Origin of the sequence: Facklamia sp. P12950, from assembly GCF_050409465.1 — a bacterium.
In the GTDB taxonomy this organism is placed as follows: domain Bacteria; phylum Bacillota; class Bacilli; order Lactobacillales; family Aerococcaceae; genus Facklamia.
Genome location: NZ_JBNUPK010000001.1, coordinates 26,665 through 45,498, shown reverse-complemented (window position 1 = coordinate 45,498; position 18,834 = coordinate 26,665). Strand labels below are relative to the sequence as shown.

Below are 18,834 nucleotides of genomic sequence, written 5' to 3'. Positions count from 1 at the left end.
GCTAGATTCCTACCTTTTTTAAATTTATTTTGCTTGTTTTTTTGCTTTATAATCGCGACCCATCGCATCCGCTGCAATAATTGCATTTGCAACGGCTTCTTCTGTGATTTCAAAAGGCATTGAATGAATGGATTCTTCTGGGATACATGCTTTTTTAGCTACTTTTAGAATTTCTTGGTAATTAACTTCTTCGACATCTAAGTCCGCTAGAGATACTGGTAACCCAACAGAAATATTAAAGTCTAATAATTCTTCGACTTCTGATTTTGGTGCGTCTTCGAGCACTAATTGAACAAAGGTTGTAAAAGCAACTTGTTCCCCATGGTAATAATTTCCTGGCCCTTCTAAAACAGTTAAGCCATTGTATATTGCATGAGCAGCTGCTAATCCTCCCGATTCAAAGCCTAAGCCAGATAATAAGGTGTTTGCTTCTACGATATCTTCTAAAGCTTGTGTAACAACGTTCTGATCAGCCGCAATTTTTGCATCGTATCCTTTTTCTAGAACCACTTTTAAACTTTTTTCAGCTAGTGTCATGGCTGCAATTGTTCCTTTAGCAGGTCCTGTAGCCCCAGTACGATAACCATTTGGCAAACCAGCATTCACATTTGAATTGGATTGACGAGTCGCTCGAGCTTCATAATAAGTTGCCAAAGTATCGCCCATACCAGCTACTAGGAATCGACTCGGTGCCTGTGCAATAACGGTAGTATCCATCAAAACAACATCTGGGTTTTTGCTAAAGTAAGCATAATCATCAAATTGATGATCGGCCGTATATAAGACAGCAGAGTGACTCGTGGGCGCATCTTGAGCTGCAATCGTCGGGCAAATAATAATATTCTGTCCTTCCGCTACAACTTTGGACGTATCGATTGCTTTTCCTCCCCCCAATCCTACAATAACATCAGTGCCTTTTTCTTTTGCTAATTTTTTCAATCGTTCGACTTCTTCGCGTGTGGCTTCGCCACCAAAATCTCCTCGATGTAATTGAACCTTATAGGTTTCAGCTGTTTGATCCAGCTTGGCTTGTACACGATCAATATCTGCTTTATTTCCTATAACGAGGGCAGATTCACCTAAAGACTGAATATAAAATCCTAAATTCAATAATTCATCTTCACCTTGTACATACTTACTTGGACTAATAAATGCTTTTCTCATTCTTATTCCTCCTGTATCTTTTAAGCTTCTTCTTCTCCACTAAATTAATGGTAACAAGTAAGCGCTATCAATTCAACAGACAAAAACCTTCGTCTGTCCGTTTGGTTTCAGATTTGCTCTGTCGTATACTGATACTATCAAATACTGTTTTATTTTTAATAAAAGGAGTTTGCCTGGATGAAAGAAAAAACAGATACACAAGAAATCATCGCTCAATCATTTCGAGAATTAACACTAAAAAAAGAAAGGGATAAAATTTCAATCACCGATATAATGAAACAAGCAGATTTTCGTCGTCAAACTTTCTATGATTATTTTGATGACAAATATGATTTAGTTACCTGGATTTTTTCGCATGAACTCTATCAATCCATTCAATCAATAATGGATTGGCAAAATTGGGAAGAAATCTTATGGCAACTATTAACTTATCTTGAATCAAACAATAAATATTATCGAAAAATCTTCCTCGATATAAAATTAGATTCTTTTAAAGAATATTTTATTTACTCCATTAAAAAAATAATCAAACAATTAGTAGATGATTATTTCAAAGAGCAGTTTCTTTCGTTAGAAAAAAAGCAAATGATTCAAACAGCTACAGATTTTTATAGCTATGGTCTCTCTGAAAGCCTCTATCATTGGGTCTTAGAAAATTGTGAACCAAATAGTAAACACTACCATGCGATGCTCGTAAAGCTTGTAAACTGTCGAAGCAAATCGAATGAACACACTACTATTTTATCAGGGAAAGGAAAGGATAAGTAATGGCAGAATATATATTATCAATTGATCAAGGAACAACGACGACACGTGCTTTTATTATTGATCGCAAAGGAAATTATATTGGAACTGCGAGTCGAAAATTCCAACAAATTATCCCACAAACTGGATGGGTAGAACACGATCCGAATGTTATTTGGGAAACTGTATGTCATGTTATTGAAGAAGTTATCCAAAAATCTGGGGTTAATTACTCTCAAATCAAAGCACTTGGACTAACGAATCAACGTGAAACAACTGTTGTTTGGAACAAGATAACAGGTGAGCCGATATATAATGCCATTGTTTGGAGTTCTAACCAATCATTAGCTACAATTAATCAATTGAGATCCAGTAAAAATGAAGAATATATTCATAAAACCACCGGACTGGTTATGAGTCCCTATTTCTCAGCCAGTAAGATTCGTTGGATTTTAGATTATCATACTGGAGCGCAGGTTGATGCTGAAAAAGGAGCATTACTTTTTGGGACCATCGATAGTTGGATTGTTTGGAAATTAACTAAAGGAAAGTTACATATCACTGACCATACGAATGCTTCAAGAACCATGCTCTTTAATATTCATCGTTTAGAATGGGATAATGAATTGCTTAAGCTTTTTAATATTCCAAAAGCAATGTTACCCAATGTTTATCCTAGCTCTCATTACTATGGCGAAACAAGTTCTGATCTTTTCCATGGAGTAAAAATACCCATTACAGGGGTAGCTGGAAATCAGCAGGCTTCTTTAGTTGGTCAACTTGCTTTTCAATCTGGACAAGTTAAAAGTACTTATGGTCAAGGGACATTTATTGTTATGAATACCGGGACTGAAGCCAAATTATCAAACAATCATTTACTGACAACCATTGCCTATTCGATCGATGGTCAAATTAATTATGCTTTAGAAGGGGCTGCTTTAATTTCTGGAAGTGCCATTGAATGGTTAAAAGACGGTTTAGAATTATTTGAAACGATTGAAGATTCAGAAAAGCTGGCTCTCATGGCAAATCCAAAGTCTTCCGTCTATTTTCTTCCAACTTTTAAAGGAATTGAAGCTCCTTATTGGGAAACGAATGTCAGAGGGGCTATTTTAGGCATGGATGACTATACGACTAAAAGGGAACTTATCCTTGCTACTTTTGAATCATTAGCTTACCAAGTCTATGACATTATTGACTTAATGGAATCAGACACTGGAATTGCGCTGGATGTTTTACATGTTGATGGTGGCCTTGCTCAAAATAACTTACTCATCCAATTTCAAGCCGATATTCTTAATAAAACAGTTGAACGCGTTGAACGTTTAGAAACAACCGGTTTAGGTGCTGCATATCTGGCTGGATTAGCTGTGGGTTACTGGAAGGATTTAGATGAATTGAGAGCTTTAGTATCCGAGAACGAAGTTTTCCAACCAAATATGAGTCAAACCGATCGCTTTAAAAAACTGAATGGATGGCACAATGCGCTTAAAGCTGTTCGATATTATTCTCAGTTAAGTCAAGATTTCTTTTAATAAAGAACACGAATGAATTTAAGTGGATTTCAAAAATAGCTAAGAAAAAGTTCTTAGCTATTTTTAGAAAGTTCTTAATCTTATCTAAAATACTTTATTATTATTTCTATCCTATCCGACTGATTGAACACCTCTAAAATTTATGGTGTCGATGGAGCCATTCGATTCATTGACACCATTTTTATTTTTTAATAAAAAGTCAATGAATCGCTACCATTAAGTTTCCACAAATAAAGCTAGGAGCATTCACAAAACTCATTCTTATATACGAATGATTATGGAATTAATGTAACAGTTATCTATATGCTGCATCAATTTCCAGAAATCTACTGATCATTAATAAAAAGCTCATCAACCATTGTATCTAAATGCTTTGCCATATTAAAAGCAAGTTGTAGACTCGGATCGTATTTGTTATTTTCAATTGCATTAATTGTTTGTCTGGTAACATTGCACTTATCCGCAAGTTGGGCTTGAGACCAACCCTTCTTAATTCTTAGTTCTTTGATTTTATTATTCATAGATTAACTGAACTTTCTAATTTAAAGACCATTTCATACGATTAAGGACATTACCAAACAAATCTTTCTAAATAATAAGAATTTAGATTCGTTGAAACCTTTTACTTGAGAGCTGCTGCAAACTTCTTCCAAAAATTTCTTCTGATATTATTAAATTCCTGACGATTTATTTCACTCGGTTTTTCAATTTCATGAAGAATGCTCATATCGTCGCGGTGCTGACTCTTTGTCAAGACGGCTAATATCCCATCGGCTTTTTGGCCTATATGATGAAGTTCATAAGGCAACTTTGATATCGGATCAATCGGTGCACGACCCATTTCCATTAGTTGAAGATTGGTAAGATTAAATCCTTTGGCTTTGTAATTTAAATCAATTTTTTGAACCATTTGTAATTTACCATCAATCATTTTGGCTATTAAGCCTGCTTTTTTATAGTGTTCATACTCCTTAATTGTTTCAATCTCTTTAATAAGTTCAACTGGATATCCTGATTCTACTTGTAAAAATGCTGCCTCTTTTATATTTAAACCAGATAACTTGGCACCTTTTAGATTTGTTAAAGCTTTTTGAAATTTATAACCCACTGAACTTGCTCCAGTGATTGATCCAAGAATTGCTCCCCATTTAAATTCGTCACTAGCTGAAAGAATGCCTGCTTTTAATGCTTTTTCTAGATTGTTTGTTTGAGCGCCTGTTAAAGCTGCTGTTGTTATGCCACTTAATCCAGCGGATGAAGATGCTAATGTTAAAGCCGATTTAGCACCTGTCGCAAACATTAAACTCACAAGCGGAGTCCCTGATGTGACCATCGATGCTGTCACGAAGATTAAGATGACCCCTGACCCTACCGATACGTTATTAACAATTTTATTAAAAGTATCATCATAATCTTCAAATTTTTCGACAGTTGTTTCATTTGTATTACCTAAGGTAAAAACATAACGTTGGTCATTAAACATTTCATTTAAATCACTCAAAGAATAGCCAAAATAATTATTTTCTTTTGAGTTATATGCCAGTTCCTCAATATACTCTTGTGATAAATAAACAGCCTCTACATTCTCTATAAAATACGTTTCATTTTTTAGTTTTTGGATTACCTCAGTATATAGATTATCTTCTACATATCTCAGTAAATCTGGATCATCTAATCCTGTAAATTCGGGTAAGATATTCTTAAAGTCTTGGTTTTTTATTTCTGAATTCATTTCATTAGCATTAACTTTTATAAGCTCACCAAATGTATTCATAGGGTAGGAGAAAAAACAACGATTAAATAGTAATGTTATTGTCACAATAAAGGTTATCAATTTTTTCATAGTTACTCTCCCTCGTTATTTCTTCTTTTAATAACTACCCATAGAGCAATCATCAAGCTAACTATAGCTAATAGTACAATAAAAGCATTATTGCTCTTATTTTCTTCTACTTTAACAAAGGTTTTTGTTTCTTCAATTTTCTGTTTCGGATTCTTTCCATCAGATGGTTTAGGTAACAATTCTGTAATCTCAGAGTTTTCTCCTAAGCGAATGTCACTTTCTAACTTATCAACCATGTCCCCATTTTCATTAACTTCTCGTCCTGCTAATAATTTCTTATTCAATTCTTCAATACTTAATTGATTCTTTGCTAATGCAGCAATATAACGATTCTTTCCAACAAAAATAGTAATGGTAGTTGGAGCTGAATCTGAGTAATTATTTTTGACAGTTAATTCATAAATACCTGGTTTATCATACGTGTTTTTTCCATTGCCTACTGTATTTGAACGTACACTACTTGAAACACTGCCGTCATCATTTTTAGTGATTTCTTTTCTTACAACATCTAAAGTTAAATACTTTGATTGAGTAAAATCAACCGTAAAACCGTTATCTGTATGGGCGCCATCCTTTAATTCAGCCCCAGATTCTATATCTCTTGGAAATGCCATTGTATTTCCATTTCTAATTGAGAAGGCAAAATTAATTTTATAATTAGTATAAGAAGGTAGAACATCCACCGATAAAATTTTTCGTGGATTGTTAATAATTTCATAATTCAAGGTAACTTCGTAGTCACCTTCTTGATAAATTTGAATACGGGTATTGGCCCGAGTAGAGGCATTTGCTGCTAAAAAATCAGTATAAATAACCGGATCAAAACTGTGCCCCTCATCATCGGTATATTTCACTATTAAAGTACCATGCTTAAAATTGGTCGGTTTAATTCCCATTGCAACATCATAGCCATTGGTATCTTCTGATATCGATAAGACAGGATTATTGTCCAATCGATTAATGTCTTGATTTAAAGTAAACCATAATTTAATATCATCACCTATCGTCTTTAAAAAGACTGGCTTGCCCTCAATCTGTTTAGCTTCCCTAGTGTATCCATTAATAGTAAAATAACCTAAATCCCAGCCAAAATGAGGATCTTTTGTATCAATTAATTCAGCTTTAGTTATGTCATAACCTGTATCACGACCTATTTTTACTTTTTCTTTAAATTCTTTACGTGGTTTATCCTTTGGAGAAGCATTTGAATCCTCAACTGTTTTCTGATCAATGGCATAAAATTTGTATTCCTCAAATTGATATTTAGTTTCAGTATTTTCAATATCAAAAATAATCAAATCAGTAGGGTCACTCGCTCTTTCTAATTTATAAGTAACCAAAATACGGTAAAATGTCCCATTTATTTGTTGAATGTCATTGGTCGTAAAGAAAGGTTTGGAGAAATCCATCTCTTCTGAAAGAATATCAGTAATTATTTGGTCTGTTTGCCAATCTTTCCCATCAAAAGAAGATTGAACAATAATGGTCCCTTTCATAATCGGTTTCTCTAATTTAAGTTTGCCAATCTTTGTGCTTTTATCTTCGATAACCTGCCATTGGTTTTTTAAATCCGTTATTTTTGATTTATTGAGCTCATAAAAAAAGCTTAAATTCCCTTTTTGTATGTGATAGTGATTATCTCCTTGATCATTAACGTCTCCATTAATAAAGAATTGCCCGATCGTTTCTAATTCACTATTTGCCTCTATGCTATTATTTCTTGATAAATCATAATTTTTTACATTTTCCTGCTCATATACTTTTCCTTCAATGATTGTACGATCCTCTGCATAAAGCCTAGTATTCGGGTTTAAAAATAGGCCTAAAAATAGAAATGCTATGAACAATTTATAAAACCTAGTTAAAATCTTCATAAAAACGTAACCTTTCTTTTTAAATAGTTGGGACTAAACTGAAACAACAATTATTATAAATATATTATCAAAAGATAAACTCTTCCACCATTATTATTCTAGATTTTTTCCAAAAATGAATACAGAGTTTGTAAAGAGATATTGTTTGAGTCAAATTTTCTTTTATCTTACTCTCCTTAAAATTTGATAATATATTTAAAAAAACCACTAATCTATCGCTGAGGTCAATCTCATTCAAATAAACCAGTAGTTTTTCTTCTAGATTTATAATTTTAACGTATTGAAGCCATAATCATTTTTACTGCTTCCTCGATTTCTATTTCCTCAGTGAGTATTTCTTCTTCGATCCCTTCAAGATAATCTTTTTCATTCCACCATCTTTTTAACTCCGCCTCACCAAACTCATTTCGTTCATCCTTAGTCCGATGTCTTCGGACTGTCTCTTTAAACGGCAACTCATAATAATAAGCAAAGATGTTTTCTGGACCGTATAGTTCTTTGACCTTTTCAAAAAGCGGTTGATACCATTTAGCGTTGAGAATTCCCTCGAGAATAGTCACTTTATTGTTTGCATAGCCGTATTCAATTATTGTCTGCAACAATTGAATTGCTTCACTACCCACGCCATCATGAACGCTCAGCATTTCCCTTCTAATAACATCTTGCGCTATCACTAATGTATTCGGTCCAATAGCTTTTTGAAGCTCTTTGGCTAAAGTTGTTTTCCCACTGCCTGAATTTCCTCTGATAACGATTAATTTGGTCATACTTTCTCCCCCATAGACTTAATCTAAACCCTTATTTTACTTGCTTATCCTATCTTCTTTAACTCAAGAAGCATGTCTACTTCATGACAACCAGATTCTTCTACATTATTGACTTCCGAAAACCCAACTTTTTGATATAGATTCTTTGCTATTTCATTCCCATAGCGATATGTTGTGGTAATTACAGATGCTTGATAGTCTTCTTTCATTATTTTTAACAGTAACTTTAAACCACTATAACCTAAGCCTAATCCTTGAAAGTTTTTATCAATGGCATAATTCCAAAGAAACCAGCCTTTACTGCTAAATTGTCTAAGCATGGCAAAACCAACTAATTCGTCGTCATTAAAAATATCATAAGCTATGACGTTTTCTTGCTTACACCCATTTTTAATTTTTTCAAGTGAAAAAATTTGGTCGATTTGTTCTTTATTTAGAGAAATTTTTATTTCATTTGAACGCATAAATTTTATACTCATTGCACACCTCTAAAAACAATCTCAATATTTTAAAACATTCTATTTTTTATTATTATCTCTAGTAAAAAAGTCTAGAGTTGTCAAACATATTTTACACAAGGTGCTTCTAAATGGGCATGCTTATGTCTTAGCGTCTCATCCTCAAATTCTTTATTTCTGTCAAAGAGGAAAGCAGAGCGATCCTTGACAGAAATAAAGAATTTGAGATCATGGGCAAGACTAAGCAGGCTTGTTCCTAAAGTATTCGCGTACTACTTCATTGGGACTCTTAAAATTTAAAACCTTTCGATGGATATTATTGCCTCGGTTCACATATCGACGATGTGCTTTCTTCAATTCTTGCACACTCTTAAATTCTCGACGATTGTAGAATCGTTCCCCATCTTCTCGGTGACTTCTTTCAACTATGCCGTTCTACCATGGAGAATAGGGACGGGTCTTGAGATACTCTATCTCCTTACTCTCTAATATCTCCTCAAAGATGGTTAGTTTATCGGTAACATCTGGATCATTGGTAAATTCACGCCCATTATCCGTTTGAACCTTCTTGATATCAAAGCCTAGACACGCTTCTAACTCTAATAAAAATAAAGCGGTATTGGTGATTGTTTTTTCATCCACAATCTCACAGTAGCGTTTGCGCGAATACTCATTGATCGCTGTGATTTGATAATAACGAATGCCTTTCGAATCAAACTTAAGACAATGCATGGGCACATATTTGATATCGTTTTGTAACTTTTCGCCTGGATAAGTTACTTGGGTCGGTTTCCATGTAGACTTGGGATATTTTTTCTTAGCATCCGCTACGATCTTATTTCAACCCTATTCACGAAACTGTTTGCACATATCATAACTACGTGAATAACCTTCACGCTGACATTGAACATAAACTTCCACGAGCCCTTCATGACCATAGCGTTGATACTTTGCTTTGATTATTTGAAGTTCGTTATCGGTATGCTGATTAGGGTGTGAGTGAGGACGTCGTGACTGATTTCTTATACTCTCCCAACTTCCGTCATATCGATCACGCCAACGTTTTACATTTTGTCGAGACGTATGATAACGCCGAGCTGCTGCTGCATTATTATCATGTTCGATGGCATACTCTACAATTCTTTTTCTTAATCGCATTTCTTCTGTTATAATATTTTTCATGGGAGCTTCCTTTCGCTAAGTTGCTTATATATCTTTAGTGTAACAGAAGCTCCCTATTTTTATTTGTTTTATGCCACATATGTATTATCGTCTAACAACCTTAATCAGGGTAACATACACAACGTTGAATTTACAAAATCTAAAGAAATAGGAAGATACGGATTTCTTAATTGAATATATGATTAGGAGGACACATTTTGAAACTAAAATTAAGCTATAACAAACTCTGGAAAGTTCTTATTGATAAAAACATGAGTAAAACTGATTTAAGAAAAAAAGCAGGAATAAGCTCAGCTACATGAAATAAGCTAAGTAGAGGAGAAAATGTCAACACAAGTTCTCTTCTTAAAATTTGTGAAGCTATTAACGTTAATTTAGAGGATGTCGTAGAAACAATTATAGTTAAAAAAAGGGGCGAATAATTATGACAACAGAAAATATTATAGGAAATAATGCTCACGGATTTACTAATGAACAATTGTTGATAAAATCCTTAGATAGTAAAAAATATAAATCTTTAAATACACATTTAAAGAAATTTATTCAGCAAATTTGTATAGAACATGGTATTAGTATAAGAGACGAAATGTTAATTACTTCATTTAAAGCCGAGAGAGAAATAGACCCTTTTACAAATAGTAGAATCAATGTAAAGCCAGACTTCTATATTGAGATAACGAATCAAAAATTTGGAATAAGTACGAAAATGGGGTCAGGTAATAGTGTACATCAAGAGAAGGTAGAATCTTTTATTCATTGGATAAAAAACAATAAGAATATTATTATTAAAGATGAGTCTATTTATAATGACTTAAGACTTTTTACATGGGGAGATGGAACATTAGATGGTAGCGCCCCAGTTACTAGAGATTCTAAAAGTTATGTTATAGGTCGCTATTCTACAAAAGAGTTTAAAAAAATTTACCCAGAAAAACACAAACTAATACAAGAGTTTTTAAATAAAAATTCTCAAGAAATTATTAAAAGATCACTATTTCTTGGCAAAACAAATAATGAAGTTCATTATATATATCACGGAACATCTATAAATGGAGTTTGGATTTCACAAGATGCTATTCTTAATTTCAATTTAACAAACCCTCTAAATAATAGCACCTTTAACGTTGGTAGGTTGTCATTTCAGATATATAATGCAGATAAAAAAGGAACTCCTTCAGGAGCAAAAAAACGTGGTGATATTCAGCTTAAATATGGTACTATTGAAAACGACATTCAGCATTTAATGTTAATAAGCACATCAAACATAGGAACTTATGAAGGTAATTTAGAAGAGTTTAATTTTTCTAAAATGATGAATAGAAACAAAAAACATAAATTTTGGAACTATTTACATTCAAAATTAAATTTAAACAAAAACAAATATTATTATATTGTTAAAGTAGAAGGTCAAAAATATTCTAAGAATGCCAAAAAGAAAGTTATGTGTAAAACTGATAACTATATTATTGAAACTGAAAAAGAATTAGATAAAAGTTTTCTGTTGAGAAATGAATATCAGCTTACAGAAGCTGATTTGGATAATATTGCTGAATATCGAATAGTTTTAAATTCTGGAATGTCAATAAAACAAAAGAGCTCAAATAATTTTACAATCACAAAATTAACAGTAAGTAGCTTTAAATCTGCATTTAACAACTACCTTAACAATCTTGAATACATTAGTGCTACACTTATTTTTTACTGCACAAAAAATCAAGTTGATAAAAACTATAAAATAGCTCAAGATTTGAACATTGAAGAATCTAAATTTATAGAATTTATTGCTTCTGAATATGGTTTAAACATTGAAAGTCTATTAGATTATAATTCTTTATCACTAGCCACTAAAGCTACAAAAGAGCTAGTTACTAAAACTATTGAAAACAATAAAGAGCTAAAGAGGGCTTTGTTTGCTGGAAAAGGATGGTTTGATTCTCCATATGACATAAACTTTATATATTCCAATGGTCAATTAACCGATCAATTTTATACTCCATATAGAATTGATAATGGATCTGGTCGCAGTAAAGGTATATATACTATAATTATTAAGCCTTGTTAAAAAACTAGAGGTACAATAAAATTTGTGCCTCTACTTTATTATTTGTATTAATTTTTCACCAATCATTTCAATAATAGGAACTACTACACTATTCCCTATCTGTTTATAACTTTGACTATAGTTCGGCTTAATCACAAACGAATCAGGGAAACCCATTATTTTCAAGCATTCCTCCGTAGTAAATTTCCTATTTAATTCAACAATTACGGGAACATTATTCCCTCCTGTTCCCATTTTAGCAGTTAAACATGGTGATATCCCATTCGAGCTAAAGGATACTTTAGATGGTCTAATATTATTTGCTATAACAGGCTGTTTCTCCATTAATGTTAACTGTTCTTTTTGTAAATAAGATTTTATATGTTTTTCTATGTTGTTTTTTGCTATGTTAGAAATTTCATACTCCTGTTCTGTGGTATCTACTAAAATATCTTTTAAAGTGTATTTCAACTCAGACTTAGATGGAAATACCTCCTCTAAATCCATATCTCCACATAGTTTATCTATACCCACACAATACCACCTATTCCTATTTTGTGGAATTCCATAATACTTTGCATTCATTAATTTCCACGATACATTATAATCTAAATCTTTTAAAATATTAATAATCGTGTCTAGAGTTCTACCATTATCATGACTAACTATGCCTGCTACATTCTCAAGTAGAAATGCTTTTGGCCTTTTTCCTTTAATAATACGTGCCACTTCAAAGAATAGTGTCCCTCTGGCATCTTCAAACCCTAATCTTTTTCCTGCAACTGAAAATGGTTGGCAAGGAAAACCTGCGCATAGAATTTCATGATCTGGAATATCTTCTGCCTCAATCTTAAATATATCACCTGATGGGTATTCTCCAAAATTCACCTTGTAAGTTTCTCTTGCCTGTATATCTATTTCACTAGAAAACACACACTCACACCCTAAATTTTCAAATGCCAGTCTAAAACCACCTATACCACTAAATAAATCTATAAATTTAATCATCCTTTACAAACTCCTTATAAAACTTTTTCATTATCCCAGCGATTACTGGTGGACTAACGGCATTTCCTGATTGCTTATACATTTGTGTATTACTCATCCCAGTTTTTTTTATGTTTTTAACAAACTCTTCACCAAAGCCTTGTATTAGAAAATTTTCTTCTGGAGTCAATTTTCTAATTTTATAAGCTCCTCCATCATTTATTAATATTTTAGGAGAGTCGGTACGCGCTAATAAGGTCGGAGATATTCCTTTTGTTGAGTAAACCCTCCTTTGTCTTTCCAAGTCATTGTGAACATCTTTTGGTAAATCAAAAAGCTTAATTATCTTATTATCACGAGTTATATTATACTCTACTAATAAAGATTCAAGAAATTTACTAACTTCTTTAGTATTGATGAAAAATTTTTCATCTACATCTTCTAATAACACATCATCTATTACTTTTATTTCCTTTTTAAAATCCAAAGAATTAAAAAAGTTAAAGCTTGTATATTTTTTAATGTTCAATTTTTGTTTCAATTTGTTTATTTTAGCATTTCTTTTGTCTGGTAAATATTCTTCTGTTTTCCAATTATAAACCCCAAATATATATGTCCTCTCTCTATTTTGTGGTATACCAGCTTCCATCGAATTAATAATTGTAAAATCAACAGTATAATTCAATTCTTCTAAAACTTTTAATATTTCATTAATTGTTTTTCCCCCATCATGACCAATTAAATTCTTAACATTTTCAAGAAAGATAAATTTAGGTTTCTTGTTATCCAAAATTCTTGCTACATCATAAAAAAGAGTTCCTCTTGTATCTTCAAAGCCCATCCTTTTTCCAGCAATACTGAAAGCCTGGCAAGGAAATCCTGCAAGCAATAAGTCATGATCTGGTACACTATTTGCTTTGATTTTGGTTATGTCTCCATATAAGTTTTTTGTATGAAAATTAGCTAAGAAGGAAGTCTGGGCAAACTTATCTATTTCTGAAGCAAATACAATTTCAAAATTAATACCAGCAAACTTCAATCCTTCTTCAAACCCACCAATTCCTGAAAATAAAGATGCTATTTTTATTCTCTTTTCCATTATATTTCTTCCTCTATTCTATATCTCTATCTGCATCTTTTCTTAATATTAATTGAGAATTTTTAGCATCACAATATATTTTAAATTTTGTCTTTCCCTTTGTTGCTTGCAAATTTTCTATAATACTTTTTGGCAATCTTATTCTCATATCTCTTTGTAGTACATAAGTATCTAAATAAATCAATTCTTCTTTTTCCATTTCTAACCTCGTTTTAGTCTGTTTTTAGTCTAATTATAGCGTTTTTTGAGGTTTTTTCAACATTTACGTCTTACAAAAATAATTTTTACTAGATAAATTATTTTCTTACTCAAAACCTATCAAAATGTCCTGTCCTTTATAGGAGGGGATTTTTTTATGATAGAAAAACTAAGACAAGAAGGTTACAGCTACAAAGAAATAGCTGATGCCTTAAGAATATCCATTAATACAGTTAAAAGTTATTGTAGACGAAATGGGCTAACTGGCACAGCAGAAAAGAAAAGATATATTTGCATAAACTGTGGAACTGAAATTGGTGAAGGCAAAAGGTTCTGTTCTTCTATGTGTAGACAGACTTGGTGGAACAATAATCTTGACAAGTTAATCGTAAGGCTTACTACTCTTTTACTTGTTCCTATTGCCATAAACCTTTTAATGCCTATGGGAATAAAAATAGGAAATATTGTTCTCATGAATGCTATATCAAGAATAGGTTTAGCCATGAATAATGAGTTTAAGTTTATACTTCCCACTTATTCTTCCTAAGACTAAGAGATGAAAAGATAATAACCAATAAGGAGTTTAAAGAAATAAAGGAAAAACTAATAGAAAAATATAGTTCCTCAATAGTCCCTTTTATGCTAAATATCTCTTGACTTATAGACCATAAGTATTGATATATAGTAATGGAAGGAGGAAGTCTTATGAAAAGAATACAAAAGATTGATGTCAAGCTACCTGAGTTAAAAAAGAAAAAAAGAGTAGCTGCCTATGCCAGAGTTTCAGTTGCAAAAGGAAGAACCCTTAATTCCCTATCACAGCAAGTAAGCTACTATAATGAGCTAATAACAAACAATGAAGACTGGGAATTTGCTGGTGTCTTTTCCGATTTAGGTATATCAGGATCAAGTACCAATCGAGATGGTTTTCAAGGTATGCTTAAGGCTTGTGAAGAGGACAAAATTGATCTTATTCTTACTAAATCCATATCAAGATTTGGAAGAAACACTGTAGACCTACTTGAAATAGTTAGGCATCTAAAAGATATAGGAGTTGAGATTCACTTCGAAAAAGAAAATATCAAAACATTTTCTGGAGATGGTGAACTTATGCTTTCCATCCTTGCTTCCTTTGCCCAAGAAGAAGCAAGGTCTATTTCTAACAATGTTAAGTGGTTTGTTCGTAATAAATTCAAAGAAGATTGAGTTAATAACTTTGTGCTATATGGCTACAGATGGGATGGAGAAAAGTTTAATCTTGTCCCCAAAGAAGCTGAGGTTATAAGATATTGCTTTCGAAATTTCTTAGATGGGAAATCAGCTGAGACTACTGCAGAGGAACTTTCTAAATGGTCTATTAAAGGTCTTACTGGAAAACCTATAAGTCCATCAAGTATAAGAGCTATTTTGAAACAAGAAAAATACACTGGTAATTCTCTACTACAAAAAACATACACCGACTTCATCACTAAGAAGAAAATTAAAAACGAAGGAGAACTACCTATGTATTGGGCTGAAAACACTCATCCAAAGATAATAGATTTAGATATTTTTGAGAAGGTTCAAGAAGAAATAAAAAGGCGTAGAGAGCTTGACCCACTTGCCAACTGGTCAATAAACACATCTTGCTTTACAAGCAAAATTCACTGCTCATGCGAAAGAAACTACCAACGTAACCAAAGAAACAATCGAGCAAAAGCAGATGGTAAATATACCTGGTGGATGTGTGCCAGTCAAAGGGAGGGTAAACGAAAGGGTTGTCTCAATCCAGGTATTGAAGAAGGCCTGCTTAAAGGAATCTGTGCTTAGGCTTTAGGCCTTGAGGAATTTGATGAAGATATCTTTAGTGACAAGGTGTCAGATATCAATGTTTTAAAGCCTGGTCTTTTAGAGTTTATCTTTTATGATAACAGTAAGAAAAAAGTCCCATGGCAGTCAAAGGCTAGAAAAGACTGGTGGACAGATGAAGCAAAGCTTGCTTATTCAAAGAAACGTAGCCAGTCAGAGTTTAGTCGTAAAATAGAACGATTTAATGCCTTTTCTAGCTTTGTAAAATGTGGGAAATGTGGCCTAAGCTACCGAAGACAAACCAGGTATTATAAAAATGGCGACCAACTAAAATGTTTTACCTGTCCTTCCCCTGCAGATGAATGTTCAAACTCTACCATCAATCAGAGCCTTTTAGAGGACTTGGTCACAGAAAAACTGAACCTTCCAAGCTTTTATAAGGAAGAGATGTATAAAAATTTAAGCCATATCAGTATCCAGGATAACAAACTCACCTTTCATTACAAAGGTGGTCATGAACACACCATTTCCTATGAAAATCCTATAAGACCAAAGCCAAAAACATAGTGAGGAAACCAAGAAGAAAATGAGTGAAAAAAAGAAAGATGGAGGTTAAGACGTGAGAAGGAAAGTAACAACAATTCTAGCGACTAAGGCTGCTTTTTCATCAAAATCTACTATCCAGTATTCTAAGAAAAAAGTAGCCGGCTATGCTAGGGTATCAACAGATTCGGATGAGCAGTTTACCTCATACGAGGCCCAAGTCGATTATTAAACTAACTACATTTCAGGAAGGGCTGACTGGAAATTTGTTGGAATATATACCGATGAAGGAATATCTGGGACTAATACCAAAAAACGTGAAGGTTTTAATAATATGGTCCAGGATGCACTAAATGGAAAGATAGATCTTATCTTAACAAAATCTGTTTCAAGATTTGCAAGAAATACCGTAGATAGTTTAACAACAGTTAGAGAATTAAAAGAAGCGGGAGTCGAGGTCTATTTTGAAAAAGAAAACATCTGGACTTTTGATTCCAAGGGAGAACTCTTGATCACAATCATGTCCTCCCTAGCCCAAGAAGAATCCAGGTCTATTTCAGAAAACGTCACTTGGGGGCAAAGAAAAAGATTTGCTGGTGGAAAAGTAAGCGTTCCATTTGGTAATTTCTTAGGCTATGATAAGGGAAAAGATGGCAACCTAGTTGTAAATAAAGAAGAGGCCAAAATCGTAAAGAAAATCCATAGGTATTTTCTTGAAGGCAATACCCCTACAAGATTGCAAAGATACTCACAGAGGAAGGAATACCTACAGTACAAGGCAAGAAAAATGGTCTGGAGGACCTGTTAAGTCCATTCTAACCAATGAAAATTATAAAGGAGATGCTCTTCTTCAAAAATCTTTTACAGTTAACTTTCTTACTAAAGAAAAGAAAAATAATGAAGGAGAGGTCCCTCAGTACTATGTAGAGAAAAAACATGAACCAATCATCGAACCTGTCATTTGAGATTTCGTTCAAGATATGATAAAAAGTAGACCTAAGAATAAAAACGACCTTTTTTCTTCCAAAATTATCTGTGACAATTGTGGATTCTACTATAGAGCTAAGACCTGTCACTCTAATAGTAAATACAAACGTACCATTTGGAGATGCAACAATAAATATAACAAAAAAGAACCTTGTAAAACACCTCATCTTTATAAAGAGGAAATTGAAGAAGCTTTTGTAGATTCCATCAATAAGTTAATAGCTAATAAAAAGAATATTATTGAGGATTTGAAGCTATTGGAATACATCTTTGATACAAAAGAACTAAAAGAAAAACTAAACTCTTCAATTGAAATCATGAATCTGAATAAGGAAAAAATAGAGCAGATTATTGAAGAAAACTCTAATGCAAGCCAAGACCAACTAGAATAAACTAAAAGATATGAGCAGATCGTTACCGACTTTAACTCCAGTAAGGAAGACTATGAAAATCTACGAACTTTAATAGAAGATAAGGAATCAAAAAAACTCAAGTATGACTTCTTTATTGAAAAACTAAATATACTTGAACCACTAGAAGAGTTTGAGCCTTTACTTTGGAATTTGATGCTTGAAAAGATGGTAGTAAATGAGGATGGAAGTTTTGAGTTTAAATATCTAAAGGCATAAACAAATAGAGCTTATCAGAATTATCCCTCATAGGCTCTAGTTGCTTTTTCTATTAATACTAAGAAGAATATCCAATGATTTCACGTATTCCATCGACCAACGCATAATATAAATATGCATCCCTTACCCTAGCTTCAGGGTGAACAAAGCTAACAATGATTTGATTTTTGTTTCTTACATACTCCACGCCTCTTCTCATCATAGCCCAATTAACATAATTAGATTCTGAGTAGCATTTAATAAAATCAGATGAAGTGCCACAACAAATTATTATCTCTGGATCGTACAATTCTATTTGTTGTTTTATTATTATTCTATTTTTAGTTGCAGCTGTTGATATTTCTTTATAAATCGATGTATGTTTTCCTGGTGTCTTTTTTAAATTTATTGTTCCAATTTTTCTAAGGTACTTTTTCCTCCTATTCTCATTATCCTCAGATAGGTATTTCCAACTGAATTCTTCATGTAAATTAAATATACCTTCAGTCCATCTGGCTATGTTATCCCAAGTCTGTGAACGCCCACCTTCAAATAAAAAATCTTTTAAATCCCAACCAGACCCACCATTGACTTCTTTCATTATATATACTATTTTAAATTTTAATTCTATATATTGTTTTTTATCCACTATGCCATCTTCAACAATGTTAGGATTTTCTCTTTTAAGCTTATCAAATATATTTTTTCTTTTTCTTTAATACTCATGCTACCCCTCTTTTGAAATATAATCAACTTATTACTACCCTCTTTTAATAATACACACCCTTTTTAAATAAGCGTTAAAAGGTATACGCTAAATTTTTCTTAGGGGTGTGCATAAAACGTAAATCCTAAAAATAAACAATAAAAAAAGACCTTAAATCCAAAGTCCATTATAATTAATTTTCATTATCTCCATCCTTAACTAATTAGTTTTTATTTGAATTATTAGTATATATATGCGAAGTTTTCATATAGATTATTATATCATACCTTTATATACATTTTTAAAGCTC

The 18,834-nt window shown here is 32.6% G+C and carries 21 protein-coding genes and 2 pseudogenes; 11 read left to right on the top strand and 12 right to left on the bottom strand.

Going from position 1 to position 18,834, the window contains the following annotated elements; all coding sequences use genetic code 11:
* Positions 1-24: 24 nt before the first annotated feature.
* Positions 25-1,164, bottom strand: a complete 1,140-nt coding sequence (locus ACQV2Q_RS00265) for a glycerol dehydrogenase (protein WP_428881634.1) — start codon at positions 1,162-1,164, stop codon at positions 25-27.
* Positions 1,165-1,341: 177 nt separating this feature from the next.
* Here ACQV2Q_RS00265 and dhaS point away from each other — a divergent pair, with 177 nt between their 5' ends.
* Together dhaS and glpK are read left to right on the top strand one after the other, a co-directional pair.
* Positions 1,342-1,932, top strand: a complete 591-nt coding sequence (gene dhaS, locus ACQV2Q_RS00260; protein WP_428874041.1) for a dihydroxyacetone kinase transcriptional activator DhaS — start codon at positions 1,342-1,344, stop codon at positions 1,930-1,932.
* Positions 1,932-3,443 (top strand): glycerol kinase GlpK, encoded by a 1,512-nt coding sequence (gene glpK, locus ACQV2Q_RS00255; protein WP_428874040.1) that lies wholly within the window; start codon positions 1,932-1,934, stop codon positions 3,441-3,443. Before dhaS ends, glpK begins: the two co-directional genes overlap by 1 nt.
* Positions 3,444-3,769: 326 nt before the next feature.
* Here glpK and ACQV2Q_RS00250 read toward each other — a convergent pair whose 3' ends face one another.
* From ACQV2Q_RS00250 to ACQV2Q_RS00220, 7 genes are all read right to left on the bottom strand, one after another.
* Positions 3,770-3,964, bottom strand: coding sequence for a helix-turn-helix transcriptional regulator (locus tag ACQV2Q_RS00250; RefSeq protein ID WP_428881633.1), 195 nt, complete (start codon positions 3,962-3,964; stop codon positions 3,770-3,772).
* Between the two features lie 101 nt (positions 3,965-4,065).
* Entirely contained in the window at positions 4,066-5,286 is a 1,221-nt protein-coding gene (locus ACQV2Q_RS00245; RefSeq protein ID WP_428881632.1) for an HNH/ENDO VII family nuclease, read from the bottom strand.
* 2 nt (positions 5,287-5,288) lie between these two features.
* The gene (locus ACQV2Q_RS00240) at positions 5,289-7,133 is read right to left on the bottom strand and encodes a hypothetical protein (RefSeq protein ID WP_428881630.1); all 1,845 of its coding nucleotides are present in this window, start codon (positions 7,131-7,133) and stop codon (positions 5,289-5,291) included.
* Between the two features lie 299 nt (positions 7,134-7,432).
* Positions 7,433-7,927, bottom strand: coding sequence for an AAA family ATPase (locus tag ACQV2Q_RS00235; protein ID WP_428881629.1), 495 nt, complete (start codon positions 7,925-7,927; stop codon positions 7,433-7,435).
* Between the two features lie 44 nt (positions 7,928-7,971).
* On the bottom strand, positions 7,972-8,406 hold the full coding sequence (locus ACQV2Q_RS00230) for a GNAT family N-acetyltransferase (RefSeq protein ID WP_428881628.1): 435 nt from the start codon (positions 8,404-8,406) through the stop codon (positions 7,972-7,974).
* Positions 8,407-8,820: 414 nt separating this feature from the next.
* Positions 8,821-9,219 (bottom strand): DDE-type integrase/transposase/recombinase, encoded by a 399-nt coding sequence (locus ACQV2Q_RS00225; RefSeq protein WP_428881757.1) that lies wholly within the window; start codon positions 9,217-9,219, stop codon positions 8,821-8,823.
* A gap of 12 nt (positions 9,220-9,231) precedes the next feature.
* Complete coding sequence (locus ACQV2Q_RS00220) at positions 9,232-9,567, bottom strand: helix-turn-helix domain-containing protein (protein ID WP_428881627.1); 336 nt, start codon at positions 9,565-9,567, stop codon at positions 9,232-9,234.
* A gap of 197 nt (positions 9,568-9,764) precedes the next feature.
* Here ACQV2Q_RS00220 and ACQV2Q_RS00215 point away from each other — a divergent pair.
* Positions 9,765-9,989, top strand: a pseudogene (locus tag ACQV2Q_RS00215) (helix-turn-helix domain-containing protein).
* Positions 9,990-9,991: 2 nt separating this feature from the next.
* Positions 9,992-11,629, top strand: a complete 1,638-nt coding sequence (locus ACQV2Q_RS00210) for a hypothetical protein (RefSeq protein ID WP_428881626.1) — start codon at positions 9,992-9,994, stop codon at positions 11,627-11,629.
* 30 nt (positions 11,630-11,659) lie between these two features.
* On the opposite strand, the gene ACQV2Q_RS00205 is transcribed toward ACQV2Q_RS00210, so the two are convergent.
* Genes ACQV2Q_RS00205 through ACQV2Q_RS00195 form a run of 3 tightly spaced genes read right to left on the bottom strand, consistent with a single transcriptional unit; the run spans position 11,660 to position 13,893 of the window.
* The gene (locus ACQV2Q_RS00205; RefSeq protein WP_428881625.1) at positions 11,660-12,616 is read right to left on the bottom strand and encodes a DNA cytosine methyltransferase; all 957 of its coding nucleotides are present in this window, start codon (positions 12,614-12,616) and stop codon (positions 11,660-11,662) included.
* Positions 12,609-13,694, bottom strand: a complete 1,086-nt coding sequence (gene dcm, locus ACQV2Q_RS00200; protein ID WP_428881624.1) for a DNA (cytosine-5-)-methyltransferase — start codon at positions 13,692-13,694, stop codon at positions 12,609-12,611. The genes ACQV2Q_RS00205 and dcm overlap by 8 nt, the downstream gene beginning before the upstream one ends.
* A 13-nt stretch (positions 13,695-13,707) precedes the next feature.
* Positions 13,708-13,893: an AbrB/MazE/SpoVT family DNA-binding domain-containing protein gene (locus ACQV2Q_RS00195; protein WP_428881623.1), complete on the bottom strand. Its 186-nt coding sequence runs from the start codon at positions 13,891-13,893 to the stop codon at positions 13,708-13,710.
* A 156-nt stretch (positions 13,894-14,049) separates the two neighbouring features.
* On the opposite strand from ACQV2Q_RS00195, the gene ACQV2Q_RS00190 reads away from it, so the two are divergent.
* From ACQV2Q_RS00190 to ACQV2Q_RS00160, 7 genes and pseudogenes are all read left to right on the top strand, one after another.
* Positions 14,050-14,439 carry a DUF2116 family Zn-ribbon domain-containing protein gene (locus tag ACQV2Q_RS00190; protein WP_428881622.1) on the top strand — a complete coding sequence of 130 codons (390 nt, stop codon included), beginning with the start codon at positions 14,050-14,052 and terminating at the stop codon, positions 14,437-14,439.
* Positions 14,440-14,456: 17 nt separating this feature from the next.
* Positions 14,457-14,549, top strand: coding sequence for a hypothetical protein (locus ACQV2Q_RS00185; RefSeq protein ID WP_428881756.1), 93 nt, complete (start codon positions 14,457-14,459; stop codon positions 14,547-14,549).
* A 48-nt stretch (positions 14,550-14,597) separates the two neighbouring features.
* Positions 14,598-15,098, top strand: coding sequence for a recombinase family protein (locus ACQV2Q_RS00180; RefSeq protein ID WP_428881621.1), 501 nt, complete (start codon positions 14,598-14,600; stop codon positions 15,096-15,098).
* A gap of 12 nt (positions 15,099-15,110) precedes the next feature.
* Positions 15,111-15,701 (top strand): recombinase family protein, encoded by a 591-nt coding sequence (locus ACQV2Q_RS00175; protein WP_428881619.1) that lies wholly within the window; start codon positions 15,111-15,113, stop codon positions 15,699-15,701.
* Between the two features lie 45 nt (positions 15,702-15,746).
* Positions 15,747-16,247 carry a zinc ribbon domain-containing protein gene (locus tag ACQV2Q_RS00170; RefSeq protein WP_428881618.1) on the top strand — a complete coding sequence of 167 codons (501 nt, stop codon included), beginning with the start codon at positions 15,747-15,749 and terminating at the stop codon, positions 16,245-16,247.
* A gap of 52 nt (positions 16,248-16,299) precedes the next feature.
* Positions 16,300-16,455 (top strand): hypothetical protein, encoded by a 156-nt coding sequence (locus tag ACQV2Q_RS00165; RefSeq protein WP_428881616.1) that lies wholly within the window; start codon positions 16,300-16,302, stop codon positions 16,453-16,455.
* 9 nt (positions 16,456-16,464) lie between these two features.
* A pseudogene (locus ACQV2Q_RS00160) lies at positions 16,465-17,839 on the top strand (recombinase family protein).
* Positions 17,840-17,897: 58 nt separating this feature from the next.
* Here ACQV2Q_RS00160 and ACQV2Q_RS00155 read toward each other — a convergent pair.
* On the bottom strand, positions 17,898-18,467 hold the full coding sequence (locus ACQV2Q_RS00155) for a hypothetical protein (protein WP_428881615.1): 570 nt from the start codon (positions 18,465-18,467) through the stop codon (positions 17,898-17,900).
* Positions 18,468-18,834 lie beyond the last annotated feature (367 nt).

What these genes read in the sequence shown, in the direction of transcription:
- ACQV2Q_RS00265 (WP_428881634.1), bottom strand. Translation starts at nt 1,164, where the DNA reads ATGAGAAAAGCATTTATTAGTCCAAGTAAGTATGTACAAGGTGAAGAT.
- dhaS (WP_428874041.1), top strand. Translation starts at nt 1,342, where the DNA reads ATGAAAGAAAAAACAGATACACAAGAAATCATCGCTCAATCATTTCGA.
- glpK (WP_428874040.1), top strand. Translation starts at nt 1,932, where the DNA reads ATGGCAGAATATATATTATCAATTGATCAAGGAACAACGACGACACGT.
- ACQV2Q_RS00250 (WP_428881633.1), bottom strand. Translation starts at nt 3,964, where the DNA reads ATGAATAATAAAATCAAAGAACTAAGAATTAAGAAGGGTTGGTCTCAA.
- ACQV2Q_RS00245 (WP_428881632.1), bottom strand. Translation starts at nt 5,286, where the DNA reads ATGAAAAAATTGATAACCTTTATTGTGACAATAACATTACTATTTAAT.
- ACQV2Q_RS00235 (WP_428881629.1), bottom strand. Translation starts at nt 7,927, where the DNA reads ATGACCAAATTAATCGTTATCAGAGGAAATTCAGGCAGTGGGAAAACA.
- ACQV2Q_RS00230 (WP_428881628.1), bottom strand. Translation starts at nt 8,406, where the DNA reads ATGAGTATAAAATTTATGCGTTCAAATGAAATAAAAATTTCTCTAAAT.
- ACQV2Q_RS00220 (WP_428881627.1), bottom strand. Translation starts at nt 9,567, where the DNA reads ATGAAAAATATTATAACAGAAGAAATGCGATTAAGAAAAAGAATTGTA.
- ACQV2Q_RS00210 (WP_428881626.1), top strand. Translation starts at nt 9,992, where the DNA reads ATGACAACAGAAAATATTATAGGAAATAATGCTCACGGATTTACTAAT.
- ACQV2Q_RS00205 (WP_428881625.1), bottom strand. Translation starts at nt 12,616, where the DNA reads ATGATTAAATTTATAGATTTATTTAGTGGTATAGGTGGTTTTAGACTG.
- dcm (WP_428881624.1), bottom strand. Translation starts at nt 13,694, where the DNA reads ATGGAAAAGAGAATAAAAATAGCATCTTTATTTTCAGGAATTGGTGGG.
- ACQV2Q_RS00195 (WP_428881623.1), bottom strand. Translation starts at nt 13,893, where the DNA reads ATGGAAAAAGAAGAATTGATTTATTTAGATACTTATGTACTACAAAGA.
- ACQV2Q_RS00190 (WP_428881622.1), top strand. Translation starts at nt 14,050, where the DNA reads ATGATAGAAAAACTAAGACAAGAAGGTTACAGCTACAAAGAAATAGCT.
- ACQV2Q_RS00180 (WP_428881621.1), top strand. Translation starts at nt 14,598, where the DNA reads ATGAAAAGAATACAAAAGATTGATGTCAAGCTACCTGAGTTAAAAAAG.